Annotated in this window: 15 protein-coding genes and 1 tRNA gene; 3 read left to right on the top strand and 13 right to left on the bottom strand. The window is 66.3% G+C overall.

What is annotated here, in order from left to right:
* Positions 1-133: 133 nt before the first annotated feature.
* From gltB to VYI76_RS02220, 5 genes are all read right to left on the bottom strand, one after another.
* Entirely contained in the window at positions 134-4648 is a 4515-nt protein-coding gene (gene gltB / locus VYI76_RS02240; RefSeq protein WP_326523142.1) for a glutamate synthase large subunit, read from the bottom strand.
* On the bottom strand, positions 4648-5343 hold the full coding sequence (locus VYI76_RS02235) for a hypothetical protein (RefSeq protein ID WP_326523141.1): 696 nt from the start codon (positions 5341-5343) through the stop codon (positions 4648-4650). The genes gltB and VYI76_RS02235 overlap by 1 nt, the downstream gene beginning before the upstream one ends.
* Complete coding sequence (locus VYI76_RS02230; RefSeq protein WP_326523140.1) at positions 5340-6797, bottom strand: NAD(P)-dependent oxidoreductase; 1458 nt, start codon at positions 6795-6797, stop codon at positions 5340-5342. The genes VYI76_RS02235 and VYI76_RS02230 overlap by 4 nt, the downstream gene beginning before the upstream one ends.
* 159 nt (positions 6798-6956) lie before the next feature.
* Entirely contained in the window at positions 6957-7754 is a 798-nt protein-coding gene (locus tag VYI76_RS02225) for an undecaprenyl-diphosphate phosphatase (protein ID WP_326523139.1), read from the bottom strand.
* Positions 7755-7757: 3 nt separating this feature from the next.
* Positions 7758-8687 (bottom strand): complex I NDUFA9 subunit family protein, encoded by a 930-nt coding sequence (locus tag VYI76_RS02220; RefSeq protein WP_326523138.1) that lies wholly within the window; start codon positions 8685-8687, stop codon positions 7758-7760.
* A 121-nt stretch (positions 8688-8808) separates the two neighbouring features.
* Between VYI76_RS02220 and VYI76_RS02215 the strand changes: the two genes are divergently transcribed.
* Together VYI76_RS02215 and VYI76_RS02210 are read left to right on the top strand one after the other, a co-directional pair.
* Positions 8809-8895 (top strand) — tRNA-Leu (locus tag VYI76_RS02215).
* Positions 8896-9071: 176 nt separating this feature from the next.
* Positions 9072-10289, top strand: coding sequence for a tyrosine-type recombinase/integrase (locus VYI76_RS02210; RefSeq protein ID WP_326523137.1), 1218 nt, complete (start codon positions 9072-9074; stop codon positions 10287-10289).
* A 121-nt stretch (positions 10290-10410) separates the two neighbouring features.
* On the opposite strand, the gene VYI76_RS02205 is transcribed toward VYI76_RS02210, so the two are convergent.
* From VYI76_RS02205 to trbE, 8 genes are all read right to left on the bottom strand, one after another.
* Complete coding sequence (locus VYI76_RS02205; protein WP_326523136.1) at positions 10411-10626, bottom strand: DNA-binding protein; 216 nt, start codon at positions 10624-10626, stop codon at positions 10411-10413.
* Positions 10623-10853, bottom strand: coding sequence for a DUF2274 domain-containing protein (locus VYI76_RS02200; RefSeq protein ID WP_326523135.1), 231 nt, complete (start codon positions 10851-10853; stop codon positions 10623-10625). Before VYI76_RS02200 ends, VYI76_RS02205 begins: the two co-directional genes overlap by 4 nt.
* A gap of 2 nt (positions 10854-10855) precedes the next feature.
* Entirely contained in the window at positions 10856-11980 is a 1125-nt protein-coding gene (locus VYI76_RS02195) for a TrbI/VirB10 family protein (protein WP_326523134.1), read from the bottom strand.
* A gap of 103 nt (positions 11981-12083) precedes the next feature.
* On the bottom strand, positions 12084-13037 hold the full coding sequence (gene trbG, locus VYI76_RS02190) for a P-type conjugative transfer protein TrbG (protein WP_326523133.1): 954 nt from the start codon (positions 13035-13037) through the stop codon (positions 12084-12086).
* The gene (trbF, locus tag VYI76_RS02185) at positions 13034-13846 is read right to left on the bottom strand and encodes a conjugal transfer protein TrbF (RefSeq protein ID WP_326523132.1); all 813 of its coding nucleotides are present in this window, start codon (positions 13844-13846) and stop codon (positions 13034-13036) included. Before trbF ends, trbG begins: the two co-directional genes overlap by 4 nt.
* A gap of 5 nt (positions 13847-13851) precedes the next feature.
* A complete protein-coding gene (gene trbL, locus VYI76_RS02180; RefSeq protein ID WP_326523131.1) occupies positions 13852-15147 on the bottom strand; it encodes a P-type conjugative transfer protein TrbL in 1296 nt (431 codons plus the stop codon).
* A gap of 134 nt (positions 15148-15281) precedes the next feature.
* Complete coding sequence (gene trbJ, locus VYI76_RS02175) at positions 15282-16028, bottom strand: P-type conjugative transfer protein TrbJ (RefSeq protein ID WP_326523130.1); 747 nt, start codon at positions 16026-16028, stop codon at positions 15282-15284.
* A complete protein-coding gene (gene trbE / locus VYI76_RS02170) occupies positions 16028-18487 on the bottom strand; it encodes a conjugal transfer protein TrbE (protein ID WP_326523209.1) in 2460 nt (819 codons plus the stop codon). The genes trbJ and trbE overlap by 1 nt, the downstream gene beginning before the upstream one ends.
* Positions 18488-18528: 41 nt before the next feature.
* On the opposite strand from trbE, the gene VYI76_RS02165 reads away from it, so the two are divergent.
* On the top strand, positions 18529-19158 hold the full coding sequence (locus VYI76_RS02165) for a DUF3363 domain-containing protein (protein ID WP_326523129.1): 630 nt from the start codon (positions 18529-18531) through the stop codon (positions 19156-19158).
* Positions 19159-19193 lie beyond the last annotated feature (35 nt).

Here is a 19193-nt window from a genome sequence, read left to right as displayed (position 1 = left end):
TCAGGTCATTTCGGCTGCGCAAACGGCGGTTCCGTGTGCTTCCGGTGCTCACGTACCGGAAGTACGCTGCGCTCCGGGTCACGCGAAACCGCCATTTTCGGCTGCGTCTGACCTGAATGTCGACCCGTCCTTGCTATTCCGCCGCGACCAGCGCCTCGGCATCGTCGAGCGGATAGTCGAGGCGCGCGATCATCTCTTTCGGGCAGACTTGCCAGAAACGCGCGCTTGCCCGGTCCCAGTCCTCGAGCAGGCCGGCAGCCCATTTGCTGTCGGTCGCGCGGACATGCGCCTCTATCAGGCCGCGCAGGACATTCTCCCAATGCGACGACGACAGGCGGCACCACGTCAGCGTCTCCGGGTTGACCCGTCGTTCGAAACCGTCGTCGGCATCATAGACGAACGCCATCCCGCCGGTCATGCCCGCGCCGAAGTTCGCGCCGGCATGGCCCAGGATCACCGCGATGCCGCCGGTCATATATTCGCAGCCATTGGCACCGCAGCCCTCGACCACCACCTGGGCGCCCGAATTGCGTACCGCGAACCGCTCGCCCGCGCGGCCCGCGGCGAACAGCTTGCCCGCCGTCGCGCCGTACAGCACGGTGTTGCCGATGATCGTGTTCTCGTTGGACGCCAGCGGCGACGACACCATCGGGCGCACCGCGATGATCCCGCCCGACAGCCCCTTGCCGACATAGTCGTTGGCGTCGCCGAACACCTCCAGCGTGATGCCCTTGCACAGGAACGCGCCCAGCGACTGGCCGGCGGAACCGCGCAGCCGCACGGTGACATGGCCGTCGTCGAGCCCGGTCATCCCGAACGCGCGCGTCACCTCGCTCGACAGGCGGGTGCCGACCGCGCGATGGGTGTTGCGCACGCTGTAGGTCAGCTGCATCTTCTCGCGCCGGCTGAACACCGCCGCCGCGTCCTTGATGATCTGCGCATCGAGGCTGTCGGGCACGGCGTTGCGCCACGTCGGCAGCGAATAGCGGCGCTCGGCGTCGGTCGCGTCGACCTTGGCGAGGATCGGGTTGAGATCGAGATCGTCGAGATGCTCGGCGCCGCGGCTGACCTGGCGGAGCAGTTCGGTGCGGCCGATCACCTCGTCCAGGCTGGTGACGCCCAGCCGGGCCAGGATCTCGCGCACTTCCTCGGCGATGAAGGTCATCAGGTTGATGACCTTCTCCGGCGCGCCGGTGAACTTCTGGCGCAGCTTCTCGTCCTGCACGCAGACGCCGACCGGGCAGGTGTTCGAATGGCACTGGCGCACCATGATGCAGCCCATCGCGACCAGCGAGAGCGTGCCGATGCCGAATTCCTCCGCGCCAAGAATCGCGGCGATGACGATGTCGCGCCCGGTCTTCAGCCCGCCATCGGTGCGCAGCTTCACCCGCCCGCGCAAGGAATTGAGCGTCAGCGTCTGGTTGACCTCCGACAGACCCATTTCCCACGGCGTGCCGGCATATTTGATGCTGGTCTGCGGGGATGCGCCGGTGCCGCCGTTGTGGCCGGCGACAAGGATGACGTCGGCATGCGCCTTGGCTACGCCCGCCGCGACCGTGCCGATGCCCGCAGAGCTGACCAGCTTCACGCACACCCGAGCGCGCGGATTGATCTGCTTCAGGTCGTAGATCAGCTGGGCCAGATCCTCGATCGAATAGATATCGTGGTGCGGCGGCGGCGAAATGAGGCCGACGCCCGGCGTCGCGTGGCGCAGCTTGGCGATGAGTTCGGTCACCTTGAAGCCGGGCAGCTGGCCGCCCTCGCCAGGCTTGGCCCCTTGCGCGACCTTGATCTCGATCTCGTCGCAGGCATTCAGATATTCGGCGGTGACGCCGAAGCGACCGCTGGCGATCTGCTTGACGCCCGAATTGGCGTTGTCGCCGTTCTCATAGGGCGTGTAGCGCTCGGACGCCTCGCCGCCCTCTCCCGAGACCGCGCGTGCGCCGATGCGGTTCATCGCGATCGCCAGCGTCTCGTGCGCTTCGGGGCTGAGCGCGCCGAGCGACATGCCGGGCGTGACGAAGCGTTTCCTGATCTCGGTGATCGCCTCGACAGAATCGATCGGCACGCCGTCACGCGGGAAATTGAACTCCAGCAAGTCGCGCAGATAGACCGGCGGCAGATCGCGCACCCCGCGCGAGAAGGCGAGGTAGGTCGAAAAGCTGTCGGTCGCCACCGCCGTCTGCAGCGTGTGCATCAGCTGTGCGGAGAAGGCGTGGGTCTCGCCGCCGTGGCGCTGGCGATAGAAGCCACCGATCGGCAGCGTCGCTACCGCGCTGTCATACGCCGCGTCGTGCCGCAGCGTGGCGTTCAGGTGCAGCGAGGCATAGCCCTCGCCCGAGATCTTGGCCGGCATCCCCGGAAACAGGTCCGCCACCAGCGCGCGGCTCAAGCCGACCGCCTCGAAATTATAGCCGCCGCGATAGCTGGAGATCACCGCGATCCCCATCTTCGACATGATCTTGAGCAGCCCCTCGTCGATCGCGGTGCGGTGCCGCCTCAGGCACTGGTCGAACGACAGGTCGCCGAACAGTCCGCGGGAGTGGCGATCGCGGATCGAGCCTTCGGCCAGATAGGCGTTCACCGTCGTCGCGCCGACACCGATCAGCACCGCATAATAGTGCGTGTCGAGGCATTCGGCCGAACGGATGTTGATGCTGGCGTAGCTGCGCAGCCCCCGGCGGACGAGGTGGGTGTGCACCGCCGCAGCCGCCAGCACGCCGGCAATGGCGACACGATCGGCGGAGACATGTTCGTCGGTCAGGAACAGTTCGGACTTGCCCTGGCGCACCGCCTGTTCGGCCTGCGCGCGAATATCGGCGATCGCGCGGCGCAGGTCGTCGGCGCTGCCGCCTGCCGGGAAGGTGCAGTCGATTTCGGCCGCCGAAGCGCCGAAATGCGCCTTCAGCCGATCCCAGTCGCCGTTGGTCAGCACCGGGCTTTCGAGCACCAGCACCTTCGACGGCGCCGCCTGCTGGTCGAGGATGTTGGCGAGGTTGCCGAACCGCGTCTTGAGCGACATGACGTGCCGTTCGCGCAGGGGGTCGATCGGCGGGTTGGTCACCTGGCTGAAATTCTGGCGGAAGAACTGGCTGATGAGCCGCGGCTTGTCGGAGATGACGGCGAGCGGCGTGTCGTCGCCCATCGATCCGATCGCCTCCTTGGCGCCTTCGACCATCGGGCTCAGGATAAGCTCCATGTCCTCCAGCGTCTGGCCGGCGGCGACCTGGCGGCGCGACAGCGCAGCGCGGTCCCACACGGGCAGCGAGGCCGGCGCATCCGGCAGGTCGTCGACGCCAACGAATTCGCCGATCATCGACGCATAGTCGGCCTCGCCCGCGATGCGATCCTTGACCTCGCGGTCATGGAGCACGCGTCCCTCGTCCAGATCGACCGCGATCATCTCGCCCGGGCCCAGCGCGCCCTTTTCGATCACGCTGGTCTCCGGCACCACGACCATGCCGGTTTCCGAACCCACGATCAGCAGGCCGTCGCCGGTCAGCGTATAGCGCAAGGGGCGCAGTGCATTGCGATCCATCCCCGCCACCGCCCAGCGCCCATCGGTCATCGCCAGCGCGGCGGGGCCGTCCCACGGCTCCATCACGCTCGCGAGATAGCGGTACATGTCGAGGTGCGCCTGCGGGATTTCTCCGGCCTGCCACGCCTCTGGGACCAGCATGATCTTGGCGGTCGGCGCGTCGCGACCGGCACGGCAAATCGCCTCGAACACCGCGTCGAGCGCGGCGGTGTCGCTGGCGCCGGCCGGGATCACTGGCTTGATATCCTCGCTGCGTTCCCCGAACGCGATGCTGGCCATCTTGATCTCGTGGCTGAGCATCCAGTTCTTGTTGCCGCGGATCGTGTTGATCTCACCATTGTGGGCGAGGCAGCGGAACGGCTGCGCCAGCCACCATTGCGGGAAGGTGTTGGTCGAATAACGCTGGTGAAAGATCGCGACGCGGCTTTCGAACCGGTCGTCGGTCAGGTCGGGGTAGAAGACCGACAGCGATTCGGCCAGGAACAGCCCCTTGTAGACGATCGATCGGCACGACAGCGAACAGGCGTAGAAACCCTGGATCTGCGCGGCGATCACCGCCTTTTCGATCCGCCGGCGGACGAGATAGAGTTCCTTCTCGAACTCGGCCGCCGTCGCCTCGTCGGGCAGGGGGCCGGCGATCATGATCTGTTCGATCTCCGGCCGGGTGGCCTGCGCCTTCTGGCCGATCACCGCGACGTTCACCGGCACCTGCCGCCAGCCGTAGATCGTCCAGCCCGCCGCGATGATCTCGCTCTCCACGATCGTGCGGCACGCCTCCTGCGCGCCCAGATCGGTGCGCGGCAGGAACATCATGCCCACCGCCAGCCGGTTCGGCAGCACGCGGTGGCCGGAGGCGACGACGCAATCGTCGAAGAATTTGGCCGGCAGATCGACATGGATGCCAGCGCCGTCGCCGGTCATCCCGTCGGCATCCACTGCGCCGCGGTGCCACACCGCCTTCAGCGCATCGACGGCGGCCTGCACCACGCGCCGCGACGGGAGGCCATCGGTGGCGGCGACCATGCCTACGCCGCAGGCGTCGCCTTCGAATTCGGGGCGGTACATGCCCTCGCGCCCAAGGCGGGCGCGTTCGGATGCCAGCGTCGTCATCACTTGTCGTCCTCAAGCCGGAGCAGCGCTTCCAACCGCGCCCTTTCCTCGGTGGTCAGCGTTTCGGGGTCGCGCGCCTTGGGCAGGTCTGCGGTGGCGGCCTCGACCTTCTTCATGATCCCCGGCATCGCGCTCATGATCCTGGGCATCATGCCCTGCATCCGCGCCATCAACGTAGGGTCGGTGTAGAGCGCCAGCGATTGGCCGGCATAGGCGGCGCCCGTCGGCGTCGCGAAGAAGGCGTCGAGTTCGCCGAGCTGTTCGCGCGTGAAACGCGACGCAAGCGCGTCGGCCAGACCGGCGCGATATTCCGGCTCCATTCCCGTCATGAGCTCGCCCATCTCGTCGAAGATTACCCGCATCGTGATGTCGGTGCGTCGCTGATAGGCGGGGTCGAGAACCTCCATCATGTCGTTGATCGTCGCCGGGCCGAGCTTCGCCGCCTCGTCTTCCGACAGGCCGCCCAGACGCACGATGTCGCGCATCGGGAGGTCGCTCATCTGACCGGAGATCATGCCGATCACCTGATCGGTCATCGCCTTCATCATCGTGCGATAGGTGCCGTCCGGCATCAACCGCCCGGCAACGCGGGTGGCGACGGGCAGGCGCGCGGGATCTACCGCCACCGGCGCCGGGGCCGCAGCCCCCGCCGGAGCGGCCTGCGTCGCGAGCAGCAGGGCAAGAACCATGCTCATGCCGCCACCTTCACCCTGTCCGCCCGCGCCGTCCGCGCCCGCGCCTTCAGATACCCGTGCATCGCCGCGCTGACGTCCCGCCCGTCGCGGATCGCCCACACCACCAGGCTGGCGCCGCGCACGATGTCGCCGGCGGCGAACACGCCGTCGAGGCTGGTCATCATCGATTTCGCATCGACGCGCAGCGTGCCCCAGCGGGTGACGCCCAGCTCCGCCGCGCCGAACAGCGTCGGCAGGTCCTCGGCATCGAAGCCCAGCGCCTTGATGACCAGATCGGCCTTCACGGAGAAGCCGCCGTCGGGATCGACCTCGGGCGCGCGACGGCCGCTCGCGTCGGGGGCGCCCAGCCGCATCGCATTGGCCTTCACCCCCGTCACCACGTCGCCACCCTCGAACGCCTGGGGCGCGGAGAGCCAGACGAACTCGACGCCTTCCTCCTCGGCATTCTGCGTCTCGCGCTGGCTGCCCGGCATGTTGGCGCGATCGCGGCGATAGAGGCACTTCACGCTGGCGGCGCCCTGGCGCACGGCGGTGCGCACGCAATCCATCGCGGTGTCGCCGCCGCCGATCACGACGACATGCTTGCCCTTCGCATCGAGCGACCCGTCGTCGAACGCGGGCACCGCATCGCCGAAGCCCTTGCGGTTCGACGCGGTGAGATAGTCGAGCGCCTCGACCACGCCCGCCGCGCCGACCCCGGGTGCTGCGATCGCGCGCGGCTTGTAGACGCCCGTCGCGACCAGCAGCGCATCATGCTTCGCCCTGAGCTGGTCGAGCGAAGCATCCTCTCCAACCGAGAAACCTTCATGGAACATGATGCCGGCGGCCTTCAGCCGATCGACGCGGCGCATCACCACTTCCTTCTCCAGCTTGAAGCCGGGGATACCGTAGGTCAGCAGCCCGCCGGCGCGATCGTGCCGGTCGTAGACATGGACGTCATAGCCGTAGCCGCGCAGATATTCCGCCGTGCTGAGGCCCGCCGGCCCCGCGCCGATGATCCCGACCGACTGGCCACGCGCCGGGCCGGGCACCAGGGGTTCGACCCAGCCCTCCTCCCACGCCGTGTCGGTGATGAACTTCTCGACCGATCCGATCGTCACCGCACCGTGACCGGAAAATTCGATCACGCAATTGCCCTCGCACAGCCGGTCCTGAGGGCAGATGCGGCCACAGATTTCGGGCATGGTCGAGGTGGCGTTCGACAGTTCATACGCCTCGCGCAGCCGCCCCTCGGCGGTCAGGCGCAGCCAGTCGGGGATATGGTTGTGCAGCGGGCAATGCACCGAGCAATAGGGGACGCCGCATTGCGAACAGCGCGCCGCCTGGTCCTCGGCGGTCGGCACCGCATAGCGCTCCGCGATCTCGCGGAAATCCTCCGCCCGCTCGGCCGCCGTCCGCTTCGCCGGATAGGCCTGATCGCGGTCAACGAACTTCAACATCTGTTCCCCGGCCATCGCACACATCCTTTCGACCGTGCGGCTAGGCGGAGAAACGCTATGATGTCACGTCATTTTATCCATAAAGGGCAATATAACTGACCTTTTACAGGGCGGATTTTGCGCTTATTTCACCGCGGTGCAACAATCTAACAGAATTATAATTCCGATACGGACCTATCTTGTCGAGAGCCACACCAGCGCGGCCGATCCCGCGACGATTCGATACCAGGCGAACGGCCCGAAGCCGTACCGCGTCACGACGCTCAGGAACGCCTTCACCACGATCAGCGCCACGACGAACGCCACGACCGATCCGATCGCGATCAGTTGCAGGTCGCCTACGGTAATCGCGTCGCGATGCTTGTAGAGCTGGAGCACCGTCGCGCCCGACAGCGTCGGCAAGGCCAGGAAGAAGCTGAAGTCCGCGGCCGTCCGCCGATCGATCCCCAGCGCCATCGCGCCCATGATCGTCGCGCCCGAACGGCTGACGCCCGGGATCATCGCGATGCACTGGACCAGCCCGATCTTGATCGACTGGCCGATCGACACGCCGGAAATGCCCAGCACATTGTCGGTCTTGGCCAGCCGCTCGACGATCAGGATCGCGACCCCGCCCACGATCAGGGCCCAGGCGACGATCACGGCATTCTCCAACATCGCCTCGATCTGGTCGCCGAACGCTAGCCCCAGGATGACGGCGGGGAAAAACGCCAGCAACAGGTTGCGCACGAACGCGACCGATGCCGGTTCCCACGTCAGCAGGCCCCGCGCCACCGCGACGAACGTCCGCCAGTAGATGACGACGATCGCCATGATCGCGCCGGGCTGGATCGCGATGTTGAAGACGGACCAGCGCGCCGCGTCATAGCCCATCAGCTCGGTCGCCAGGATCAGATGCCCGGTCGACGAAACCGGCAGGAACTCGGTGATACCCTCGACGATGCCGAGGATGATCGCGGTCAGGATGTCCATCCGTCAGGCCGGCTGGCGCTTGCCGAAGCGGCCGTGGCGGCGGAACCGCACCAGCCAGTCGGGCGCGACCGCCGCCAGCGGCACCGGCACGATGCCCAGCACCGCGAATCCGTCTTCGCCCGTCACCACCGTGTCGCGCTGGAGCATCTTCCACTGGTCAGCGGTGATCGGCGCGCCGGGCAGGAAGCCCAGCATCGCAATGCCCGCGCCGACCGCGTCCGGCACGTCGACGATGCCGACATCGCGGCCGACCATCCTCGCGAGCACCTCGTTGACATCGCGCATCGTCATCACGTCCGGCCCGCCCAGTTCATAGGTCTTGCCGGCATGCGCTTCCGGATCGGCCAGCACGGCCGCGACGGCACGCGCGATATCCTTGACGTAGACCGGTTGAAACCGCGCCGCGCCGCGCAGCACCGGCATCACAGGCAGCATTGCCGCCAGCCCGGCAAAACGATTGGTGAACGCATCCTCCCGCCCGAACACGATCGACGGCCGCACGACGATCGCGTCCGGGAAGGCCGCGCGCGTCGCCGCCTCACCTGCCGCCTTGCTGCGTCCATAGGCAGAGGGTGATTCGTCATCGGCGCCAATCGCCGAGACATGGACGAACGCCGCGGCGCCCGCGTCCGCCGCTGCCTGCGCGACCGCGCCTGCCCCATCGGCGTTGATCGCCTGCATCCGCGCGAAGCTGCCGACCAGGTTCACCACCGCGTCGCTTCCCGCGACGGCGCGCGCCAGGCTCGCCGGCCGCGTCACGTCGGCGGCGACGAACTGGGTCTGGCCGAGCCCGCCCAGCGGCTTGAGGAAGAAGGCGCGCTGCGGCGCCCGCTGCGCCACACGCACCCGGGCGCCGGCCGTCAGCAGCGCCTGGGCGACATAGCGCCCCACGAAACCGCCGCCGCCGACCAGCGTGACCAACCTGTCCTTCATCGCTCTCAAGCCTTCGTCTGGAATGCGCGGACCGCCATGCCGCGCCCGGCGCCCGCCCGCAACCCACCAGGACAGTTGACAACGCCCGCCACGCTCCCCTAGAGGCGCCGGCCTACCCCGTGCCCAGATGGCGGAATTGGTAGACGCACCAGCTTCAGGTGCTGGCGCTCGCAAGGGCGTGGAGGTTCGAGTCCTCTTCTGGGCACCAATACTGGCTCTGGATAGGTCCAGCAGCGTCCAGTAAGCGGCTGGTTTCACAGCATTTCTTGACCGAGGATCGCCGGACACCGTCCGGTGAAATCCGGTTAGGACCACCAAAAGCACCATCAAATTGTTGGTGTTTTCGATGGTCTCGGATCGACCCGGCTTGCTGGGACGACCAACATGCTGACTCACATCCAGATCACCGCCGCCAAGCCCGCGGCGAAGGCCTACAACCTGCGCGATGGCCTTGGCCTTTATCTCACCATCACCCCGGCCGGAGGAAAGCTCTGGCGCATGAACTACCGATACCTCGACAAGCAGAAGACCCTGCACCTCGGCGCATACCCGATGCTGGGCCTCGCCGACGCTCGAGGGAAGCGGGAGGCGGCGCGAAAGCAGATTGCCGAGGGCATCGATCCAGCGATGGAGCGAAAACGAATGCGGATCGCCGCGAAATTCGCCGCAGCCAACACCTTCAAGGCGGTGGCGGAGGAGTGGCTTATCAAATGCGAGCGCGACGGGCTGGCAAAGGTAACGATCGAGAAGATCGAATGGCTGCTTTGCAAGGCCTATCCCGTCATCGGTAGCCTGCCTATCGCCCACATTACCCCGCATGAGGCGCTGGCGGTGCTTCGCAAGGTCGAAGCGACCGGCGCCTACGAAAGCGCGCGGCGGATGCGTAGCGTCCTGAGCCGCGTGTTCCGTTATGGCGTGGCTACAGTGCGCTGCGACAGGGATGTCGCGGCCGACCTGCGTGGTGCGATCGCGACTCCGAAGCCGAAGCATTTCGCGGCGATTACCAATCCAAAGGAGGTCGGCAAACTCCTCAACGCCATCGACGGCTATTCCGGCCATCTGGTGACACGCGTGGCAATGCGCCTGTCGCCGCATGTGCTTCTGCGCCCCGGCGAGCTCCGGCAGGCGGAGTGGGCGCACATCGATTTCGAGGATGCCGTCTGGTCGATCCCGGCGGAGCGAATGAAGATGCGGCGCCCGCACAGGGTGCCACTCTCGCGTCAGGTGATCGCAATGCTGAAGGAACTCCACGAGCACACGCACTGGTGGAAGTATTTGTTCCCGTGCCTGGGCAAGCCGCGCAAGGCCATGTCGGAGAACGCGGTCAACCAGGGGCTGCGTAAGCTCGGCTACACCACCGATCAGATGACCGCGCACGGGTTCCGCGCGATGGGGGCAACCCTACTCAACGAGTCGGGCCTATGGCATGCCGACGCGATCGAACGGCAGCTCGCGCATGTGGATACCAATCAGGTGCGGCGTATCTATGCCCGTGGCGAATATTGGGACGAGCGGGTACGGATGATGCAGCACTGGTCCGACCAGCTCGACCTCCTGCGCCGCGGCGACAAGCCGCTCCTGCTAGAATTCAAGGGAGGTTAGCAAGCGGCACGGCGCGCGACCTCGATGTGACATTTCCTCGGATAGTGCTCCATCCTGTCCGAGGATTTGTCACAGGATCGACGACTATGTGGATGGAGTGCCCAGCGAGGCTTTGATACATTCATGCCGGCCCATCCGCGTTTGAGGCGTGATTGCCCGTCAACAGCTTCAGGCTCCGATACTGCACCAGCGTCGCGCGTCCGACCTTCGTCGTCTCCAGGTCGCCGGACTGGATCAACTCATAGATCCGCGATCGGCTGAGACCAGTGATCCGCACCGCGGTCGAGACACGAACGGTCAGCGGCTCGATCTTCTGCTCCCACGCCCGCTCGATCATTTTTGCCCCCGCTGCCGTGCGTCGCGCTCGCGCACGAAGCTTCGGTCGCTGTCGAGGAAGGAAGCGAGCATCGCAGGCACCAGTTCGGCAATCGGCTCCTCCACTCCGTAAGTCTCGGAATAGATCGTCGCGTAAGTTTGCAGGGCGGCTTGCAGGGCCGGCGTTATCGTCACCGCGAGCTTGACCGGTGTTCGATCAGGCAGCTTGCCGAGTTTAAGATCAGCCACGGCTACCTCCCGGCGAAGCGCCAAGGGCGCAGGATGATGTCCTTGTGCACCACAACTCGCAGCGACCAGCCGGGGCGCACGCGAAGCGTCGGCTGGATGTTGAGGTTGCGCGTCACAAGTTGGTCGCCGGCGCGCGAACCACTTTGTTGAGCGGATTCACGAATCGAGCGAACGAGATCGCTTTCGCTGCTGCCGAAGCTCAACTCCGAGCCGACCCCGAGCAGGGTCGATAGCGCAACGCCCTTGAGCAACTGCCAAGTATGGACATCGACCTTGTCGGATAGTCCAGCATAACCGGCGGTATCCGTCGCAGGCACATTGTCGATGCGGATCGAGCTACCGTCTGGAAGAATGATGCGTTGCCACACCACCAGCGCGCGCTTCTGGCCGAACGCCACGACGCTATCGTAGCTGCCGATCAGCCGTGCCCCCTGGGGAATGAGCAACGTCCTTCCCGTCACGCTGTCATAGGCATTCTCGGTAATCTGTGCGGTGACGAGCCCCGGCAGATCTGAGTTGAGCCCGGTGATCAGGCTCGCGGCGATGACGCTGCCTGCGCTCAGCGTCCACGGCGACGCTGGACCGACGAGCGCATGCGGGTTGATGTCCGCGCCGCCGTCCTTGCCGGCGAGAAAGTCGGCTTTGCGCTGCTGCCCGTTTGGGTCGCGCTCGGGATCGAGCGCGAGGCGGGGGTTGGCTCCGGTCGCGGCCGCCGTCTGAACTGATGCCGCCGTTCCTCCAGGTGCTTCGCTGGCCGCTCCGGCTTTTGCGCCGGATACCTGCACCATCACCCCGGATTCGCGTGCTGCCTTGCGCTCGGCGGCGACACGTTGGCGCTCGGCTTCAGCCGCCTGCGCCGCCTGATCCAGACCGGCAGGCGGCATGGCCGCGCCGATCGCACGTTGATGCTCGAGGATCGGCCGTCCCAGATCGCCAGGCAAGGGCGGGCCAAGCTGCGGCACATCGCCATAGCTCTTCGGTGCATTGGCAAGCGCGTCGGCCGGTGCCTTGGCGCCCGCCGCGCCGCGATCATCGCTCCCGGCAACAACATGAAATGCTGCCGGCTTGAGCGCGACCCACGCTGTCCCGACAATCGCGGTGGAGCCGAGCGCGGCGATCGCAATCACGGCCCCGCGCCGGAATCGTACCACGCGCCCGGGACTTCTCCCCGCAGCACGAGGGTTTCGGGATCAGTCTTTGCCGGGATCGGTGTTTCGGGAGGGGTATCGTTCATGACGCCCTCCGACGGTTCGATCGGCGATTACCGCCCCCACGGACGATCCGGACGATCGCCTGCTTCTTCTCTCCGAGACGCAATTCCGCCGCGGCGAACAGCCGATCAACGACATAGAAGCGGCCGGCGACGCGGTAGTTGACCAGCTGCGCGTCGCCGGTTGCGCCGAGGACGAACAAGGGAGGCGCCTCGCCGACCGTGATGCTCGACGGAAATTCGATGAACGTCTGGCGGCCATCGTCAAATGCCCTAAGCGGTCGCCACGCGGGATTGTCGCCGCTGATCACATAGCCGAAATTGAGCTGTTCGATGGCAAGACCACTGGCAACCGGCGCCGTCGCTTTCTCCCGCTCGACCTCACGGCGGATCGCGATCAGCTCGTCTTGCGGATAGGTCCAGGACAGCGCCGCCATCGCTGTCGCCGCGGTGCTTTCGAGCTGCACATGATAGGCGCGCCTGTCCGTCGTTATGATGAGGTTCGTGCTCAGGCCTGCCGCGAACGGCTTCACCAAGATGTGCATGCGCTTGGCTTCGCCCGAGCCGCTGGTCGTGTCGCCGACCGTCCAGCGGACGGTATCGCCTGCCGCGACCGAGATGATCGCCTCGCCGGGCTGCAAGGCGATGTCGGTCACCCGCTCGGGTGCTGCGTAAAGCCGGTAGAGCGCGCCGTCGCTGAACGGATAGACCTGCACCGCATTGAGGAACCCGCGGGCTTGCGGCTCCTGCATGGCCTCTCGGTTGGCGGTACGGACTCGGACCATGGCCGGCGATGGCGGCTTGGGCCGATGGCGGACTTGGGCTCGCGCTGGTGCCGGGGTTGGCGTCGCGACCGGCACTGGAGCCGGTGTTGCGGTCGGGGACGGAAAGGGCACAGACAGCGGCGGCGCGGCTGTCTGCGCGGAGGCGGTGGCGCCGACCAGCATGGTCGCCGCGAACAAGACGGCTTTCATTGACGGTTCTCCAGTTGCGGCTGCGTGGGCGCAGCAAGATTGGAATCGAGGGGCGAGCCGAGCGGCAGGTTCGAAGCCGGTGGCACCCCGGACGTCGGCGGGGGCTGCGGCGTCGCGGGCGCCGGCGTGTCGAGTTCGCGGCTCCAGTCGATCGCGTCGACATAGAGGCCGAGCGGGTTCTTGCGCAGCGTCTCGGCATTCCTAGGCGGCTTGACTGTGACGGTGAGGATCGCCGTCCAGCGCGACGTCCCAGCCAGGCTGCCGCGCTCAAAGGCATTCTCGAGCCACTTCACCTGGAAGCTGGTCTCGGAGGCCCGAACGACGCTGGTGACCTGGACCGAGACCGTCTTGTCGCCAACGTCCCCGAACGGATTGGCCGATCGGGCATATTCGCCGAGGAAGATCGCGCCGCGCGGCGACGCGAAATCATAAGCGGACAGCCAGTTCTCGCGCATCAGGACTGCGTCGAGCGACTTTGCGCGGATGTTGGTGATGAACCGTCCGAGATGCCAGGCGATCTGGGGATCGGTGGGCTTGTAGTCGGTCGCTGCCGGAGTCACCGCGCGGGCTTCGCCGAGACTGTCGACTTCGACCACATAGGGTACGACGCGGCTCTGCATCGACTGCCAGACCAGCCCGCCGGAGAGACCGGTGGTCAGGAATAGACCGCCGAATGCCATCAGCCGCCAGTTGCGGGCCTGGACACGCGCGGAACCGATCCGCTCGTCCCACAGCTGGCCCGCGCGTTGATAGGGGGTCTCAGGCTCGGGGGTTCGCCCGTAGCGCTGTACCGCGCGCTTGAATCGCATGCGAGTTACTCCTTTTCCTTGATGTCGGGGTTTGCAGACCCGCCGCCGCGGTCACCTTGCTGAAGCGTGTGAACCGCGATCTGGCGGTGATGGCGGGCGGTCTGCTGCGCGCGCATCGAGCGTGCCCAAGCCGGCGCTCCATTGGTAGCCTCGCCGCCGACGCCGCCGCCCGCAGACGACGATGCGGGCGAGCGATTGAGCGCGGACCAGGCCGCACTGCGCCCGCGCTCGGCGGCAGCGCCCAAGCCCAACGTGCTTTCCATTTTCTGCGCGGCGGCGCCCTTGGCTGCCGATACCATGCCGCCAATCGCAGAGCCGCCGGTTTCCTTGCCGAGCTGCGCCGCGGTTGAAGCGGCGCTGCCCATGCTGGTGCCGGCTCGGATCGCGCCGAGCGCGCCACCGCCAATTGCGCGCGCCGCGCCCATCGTAGCGCCGCCAGCGAGCATGGTGACGCCGGCCGCGCCGACCGCGGTGCCGAGCGCGGCACCCGCGCCGAGCTGCGGCGCGCCTGATACCAATCCCGAGGCGATACCGGGGCCGAAGATACCGAGGCCGAACAACGACAGCGCGCCGAGCGCCAGGCTCATCGCAGCACCGAGGTCGGGCTCCTGGCCCTGCATCGACGAGACGAACTCGGAGAAGAAATTGGAACCGATGCCGACGATAACGGCGAGCACCATCACCTTGATGCCCGAGGATACGACGTTGCCCAGCACCCGCTCGGCAAGGAAGCTGGTGCGATTCCACAGCGCGAAGGGCACGAGGATGAAGCCGGCGAGCGTGGTCAGCTTGAACTCGATGATCGTCACGAACATCTGCACGGCGAGGATGAAGAAGGCGAGGATGACGATCGCCCAGGAGAACAGCAGCACCATGATGGTGATGAAGTTCTCGAAGAAGCTGATGAACCCCATCATGCTCGACGCCTGGTCGAGCAGCGGCCATGCCGCCGAGGAGCCAGTCGAGGCCACCTGGCCCGGGCGAAGCAGATCGTCGGCGCTGAGCGTTCCGCCCCCGGCCGTGAGCCCGGCCTGTGCGAACGACTTGAAGATGATGTCAGCCAGCGTCGAGAAGCTGTTCAGGATGAACGCGAACACGCCGACATAGAGGATCTTCTTGATCAGTCGGCCGAGGACATTGTCTTCCCCGCCCATCGCCCAAAACAGGCCGGCGAGCGTGATGTCGATCCCGATCAGCGTCGTGGTCAGGAAGCCGACATCGCCACCCAGCAGGCCGAAGCCACTGTCGATGTAGCGGATAAAGGCCTGCATGAAGCGATCGATGACACCTAGGTCCTGCACGGCTCAGCTGCTTTCATATCGAGGGAAGGTGCCGCGGGGTCCGGCGGCCATGAGGGGGGAAGGCCCTGCGGACCCCGCGGCGAGACGGCGTGTTCGGGGAGCGAGGAGCACGCCGCCTCAGCTCGTCGGTGCCGTTACTGGCGCGTGTAGGCCTGGCCGGTGCCGAGGAACTTCCTGGTCCGCGCTCGCCCTTCGGCCTCAGCCTGCGCACGGCGTGCGGCTTCGGTTGCTTCGGCACGGTATTGCGCCGCCATCAGGGTCTGGATTTGGAACTGCTGCTTCGCGGTCAGCGCAAGCAGCTGGTTGGTCGCCTGTTGCGCCTGCAAGCCACCCTCGGCGCCTTGGCTGCGGGCAACGATGTCGCGAAGCACGCCGGCATCGCTCTGGACGTTGGTCACGATCTGCGACTGCACGCCCATCGCCTGCCGGAATCCCGACATCGCCGCATCGAGCCGCGCCTTGGCCGCGACCACCTGGCTGTTACCGGTCAGCGCGTTGTTGAAGTCCTTTGGGAATAGCTGGCTGAACTGCTGGTCCAATCCGTCAATGCGGAAGTCGATGCCCTGTGCCTGCCCCATCAGCCGGTCGATCGCAGCGAGGTTCTGGTTGAGCTGCTGGAGTTGGGGGAAGTCGATCCGGCTGAGGTTCTTGGCCTGGTTGATCAGCATCGCCGCTTCGTTCTGGAGCGACTGGATCTGGTTGTTGATCTGGGTGAGCGTCCGCGCCGCGGTGAGCAGATTCTGGCTATAGTTGGTGGGATCGAACACGCTGATCTGCGCCTGCGCTGGCGTGCTGGCCGTCATGAGGCCCATCGCCAGCGATCCGGCGGTGCCGATGCTGAGCGCCGAGGCGATCAGGATCTTGCGGGTGAAAATACGCACTACACTTCTCCTTCTTGGGGGGCTTGGAATTCGGGAAAATCGGCGAGCAGAGCCGCTGCCCAGTCGAGGCCGGCATCGCTCAGGAACCGCGCAGCGAAATCGCTCTGCCCATGCTCGGCAAGCACCGCGTCGATGCGCGCCTGGGTGGCGGGATCGGAGGTTCCGCACAGCGCGAGCGCGATCGGGCCAAGGCCCAGCTCGAACAGGCGGTTGCCGCGCGCGGATTGCAGATAATATTGCCGCTTCGGAGTCGCGCGGCTGACCAGCTCGATCTGCCGGTCGTTCAAGCCGAACCGCTCATAGGCGGCACGCGACTGCGGCTCGATCGCGCGGTCGTTCGGCAGCAATATGCGTTGCGGGCAGCTCTCGATGATCGCCGGCGCGATCGAGCTGTCGGCGATGTCGGCGAGGCTCTGGGTCGCGAACACCACCGCGACGTTCTTCTTGCGCAGCGTTTTCAGCCATTCGCGGATGCGCGCGGCGAACAGCGGATGGTCGAGGAAGATCCAAGCCTCGTCGAGCACCAGCAAGGTCGGACGCCCGTCGAACCGCTCCTCGAGCCGGTGGAACAGATAGGTCAGCACGGGCGCGACGACGCCCGCCTGTCCCATCAGCGCTTCGGTCTCGAAACACTGGACATCGGCGATGGCGAGATCGTCTTCGGCCGCGTCGAGCAGCCGGCCGAATGGACCTTCCAGCGTGTATGGCGACAGCGCCGAGCGGAGCGCGGTCGATTGCAGCAGCAGCGACAGCCCGGTGAGCGTCCGCTCTTCGACCGGCGCGGTGGCGAGGCTGTTGAGTGCCGACCACAGTGCTTCCTTGATCTCGGGCGTGACCGCGACATGCTCGTGAACCAGCAGGGCAGCGATCCACTCGGCTGCCCAGGCACGCTCATCGCCGCGGTCGATGTGGCGCAGCGGCTGGAAGGCAATGGCGCGGGCCTCGCCGTCATGTTCGCTGCCCAGACCCAACGCATGATGCGCGCCGCCCATCGCCAGCACCGCGGCGCGCGCGGAAAAGCCCTTGTCGAAGACATAGACCTGCGCCCCGGCGTAGCGACGGAACTGGAGCGCCAGCAGCGCGAGCAGCACCGATTTGCCGGCGCCGGTCGGTCCGACGATCAGCATATGGCCGACATCGCCGATATGGGTGCTGAGCCGGAACGGCGTCGAGCCACTGGTCTCGGCATAGAGCAAGGGCGGCCCATCGAGATGTGCGTTGCGCACCGGCCCTGCCCAGACCGACGACAGCGGCATCAGGTGCGCGAGGTTCAGCGTATGGATGATCGGCTGGCGGACATTGGCGTAGACATGGCCGGGCAGCGAGCCGAGCCAGGCTTCAACCGCGTTGATGCTTTCGCGGATCGTGGTGAAACCGAGGCCGTTGACGATCCGCTCGACCGCACGGACCTTCTCGTCGGCGCGGGCCCGGTCGGCGTCCGACACGGTGATCGTCGTGGTCAGGTAGCCGAACGCGACATGATCGCCGCCAAGCGCCTGGAGCGCGAGATCGGCATCGACCATCTTGTTGTCGGCGTCGCTGTCGAGCAGCTGGACCGGCTGGTTGTAGATGACTTCGCGCAGCATCGCGGTCACCGACTTGCGCTTGTTGAACCATTGCCGGCGCAGCTTGGTCAGCGCCTTGGTCGCATCGGTCTTGTCGAGCGCGATGAAGCGCGTGACCCAGCGATAGCCGAAATCCTGATGATTGAGCGCGTCGAGGATTCCGGGGCGGCTGAGGTTCGGGAATCCGAGAATAGTCAACGTGCGGAGATGCTGGTTGCCGAGCCGGGGCTCGAGCCCGCCGGTCAGCGACGTGTCGGCGAGCACGGCGTCGAGATACATTGGCGTCTCGGGCATGGCGACGTGATGCCGCGCGGTCGAGATTGTGCCGTGCAGAAAGGTCAGCGTCTCGGCATCGTCGAGCGCCTGAACATCCGGCATGAACCCTGAGAAGAGATCAAGCGCGCGGTCGGTCTCCGCCACGAAGGCGTCGAGCGCTTGCCGCCAGTCACGACCCTGGTGATCGTCGCTACGCTCGACCAGCGCGCGTCCGGCGGTGTCGGCCTGATCGGCGGGCGGCATGAATGTGAGCGTTAGGTGATAGCGGCTCTCGAAATGCTGTCCGGCATTCTCGAATCCGGCGCGGCGCTCCTCATCGACCAGCCACGACGCCGCTTCCGGGAAGGCGCTCACCGGGTAGCCCAGCGCCTCGCGGCGTTCGGCCTCGAAGTGCAGCGCCCAGCCAGTGCCGAAGCGCTTGAGCACATTATTGGCACGGGCACAGGCGGAGATCAGCTCGGCTTCGGTAGCGGACTCGAGATCCGGTCCGCGGAACCGCGCCGTCCGCTGGAAACTGCCATCCTTGTTGAGGATCACGCCCGGCGCGATCAGCGACGCCCAGGGCAGATGGTCGGCGAGCCGGTCGGCCCGGTTGCGATATTCGCGCAGGCTCAGCAAGCGAGGCATTCGCCACCAGTCATGTCCGTAGGCTTGAAGTCATGCGTCGCGCAGGTGCTGGCCCGGAGCGCCACGACGACGGCAGTTGGACCATTCCTCGCGACCATCTCGCCCGGGCGGAGACGTTCGCCCAGCGCCAGCAACGCGACCGGCCGGTGGTGCTCTCCATTCTGTCCCGGACGCCGATCGCCGAGCTGGCGACCAAGGAGGCGCCGACCTGGCTCGACCTTCAGCTGGAATCGGGCGCCTCCAGATCGGTGCGCGATGCGGGTTTCGGCCGTGAGGTTCGGACTGCACTGACGGCTCGGCGCCAGTGGCTTGTCGAGCAGCAGCTTGCCAATGGCAAGCCGCAGTTGTTCCGCTTGCGGAGCAACGCGCTAGAAGAGTTACGGGAACGTGAGCTGGCAACCGCTGGCGGCCGGCTTAGCGAGCATCTCGGCAAGCCGTTCGAGCCGTCCCGCATGGGTGATCGGATCGAGGGCGTGATTGCGCGTCGTGTCGACCTTGAGAGCGGAAGCTATGGGTTGGTGGAGCGGTCGCGGGATTTTACCCTGGTGCCGTGGCGCGAGATGCTGGAGCGCAACATCGGCAAAGCGGCTTCGGGAATCATGCGCGCGGACGGCATCAACTGGCAGTTCGGGCCCGCTCGTACAGGCCCCACGATCGGTTGAGCCACCGTTCTGTGTCGTTCCGTTCGCCGGTCGAT

Source organism: Sphingomonas sp., from assembly GCF_035910975.1.
GTDB lineage: Bacteria > Pseudomonadota > Alphaproteobacteria > Sphingomonadales > Sphingomonadaceae > Sphingomonas.
This window is presented reverse-complemented; position numbering and strand designations above follow the sequence as displayed.

Coding starts and splice junctions, on each gene's coding strand:
- trbF (WP_326523132.1), bottom strand. CDS start 13,846: ATGCGATTCAAGCGCGCGGTACAGCGCTACGGGCGAACCCCCGAGCCT.
- VYI76_RS02230 (WP_326523140.1), bottom strand. CDS start 6,797: ATGGCCGGGGAACAGATGTTGAAGTTCGTTGACCGCGATCAGGCCTAT.
- VYI76_RS02235 (WP_326523141.1), bottom strand. CDS start 5,343: ATGAGCATGGTTCTTGCCCTGCTGCTCGCGACGCAGGCCGCTCCGGCG.
- trbG (WP_326523133.1), bottom strand. CDS start 13,037: ATGAAAGCCGTCTTGTTCGCGGCGACCATGCTGGTCGGCGCCACCGCC.
- VYI76_RS02210 (WP_326523137.1), top strand. CDS start 9,072: ATGCTGACTCACATCCAGATCACCGCCGCCAAGCCCGCGGCGAAGGCC.
- VYI76_RS02225 (WP_326523139.1), bottom strand. CDS start 7,754: ATGGACATCCTGACCGCGATCATCCTCGGCATCGTCGAGGGTATCACC.
- VYI76_RS02205 (WP_326523136.1), bottom strand. CDS start 10,626: ATGATCGAGCGGGCGTGGGAGCAGAAGATCGAGCCGCTGACCGTTCGT.
- gltB (WP_326523142.1), bottom strand. CDS start 4,648: ATGACGACGCTGGCATCCGAACGCGCCCGCCTTGGGCGCGAGGGCATG.
- VYI76_RS02165 (WP_326523129.1), top strand. CDS start 18,529: ATGCGTCGCGCAGGTGCTGGCCCGGAGCGCCACGACGACGGCAGTTGG.
- VYI76_RS02220 (WP_326523138.1), bottom strand. CDS start 8,687: ATGAAGGACAGGTTGGTCACGCTGGTCGGCGGCGGCGGTTTCGTGGGG.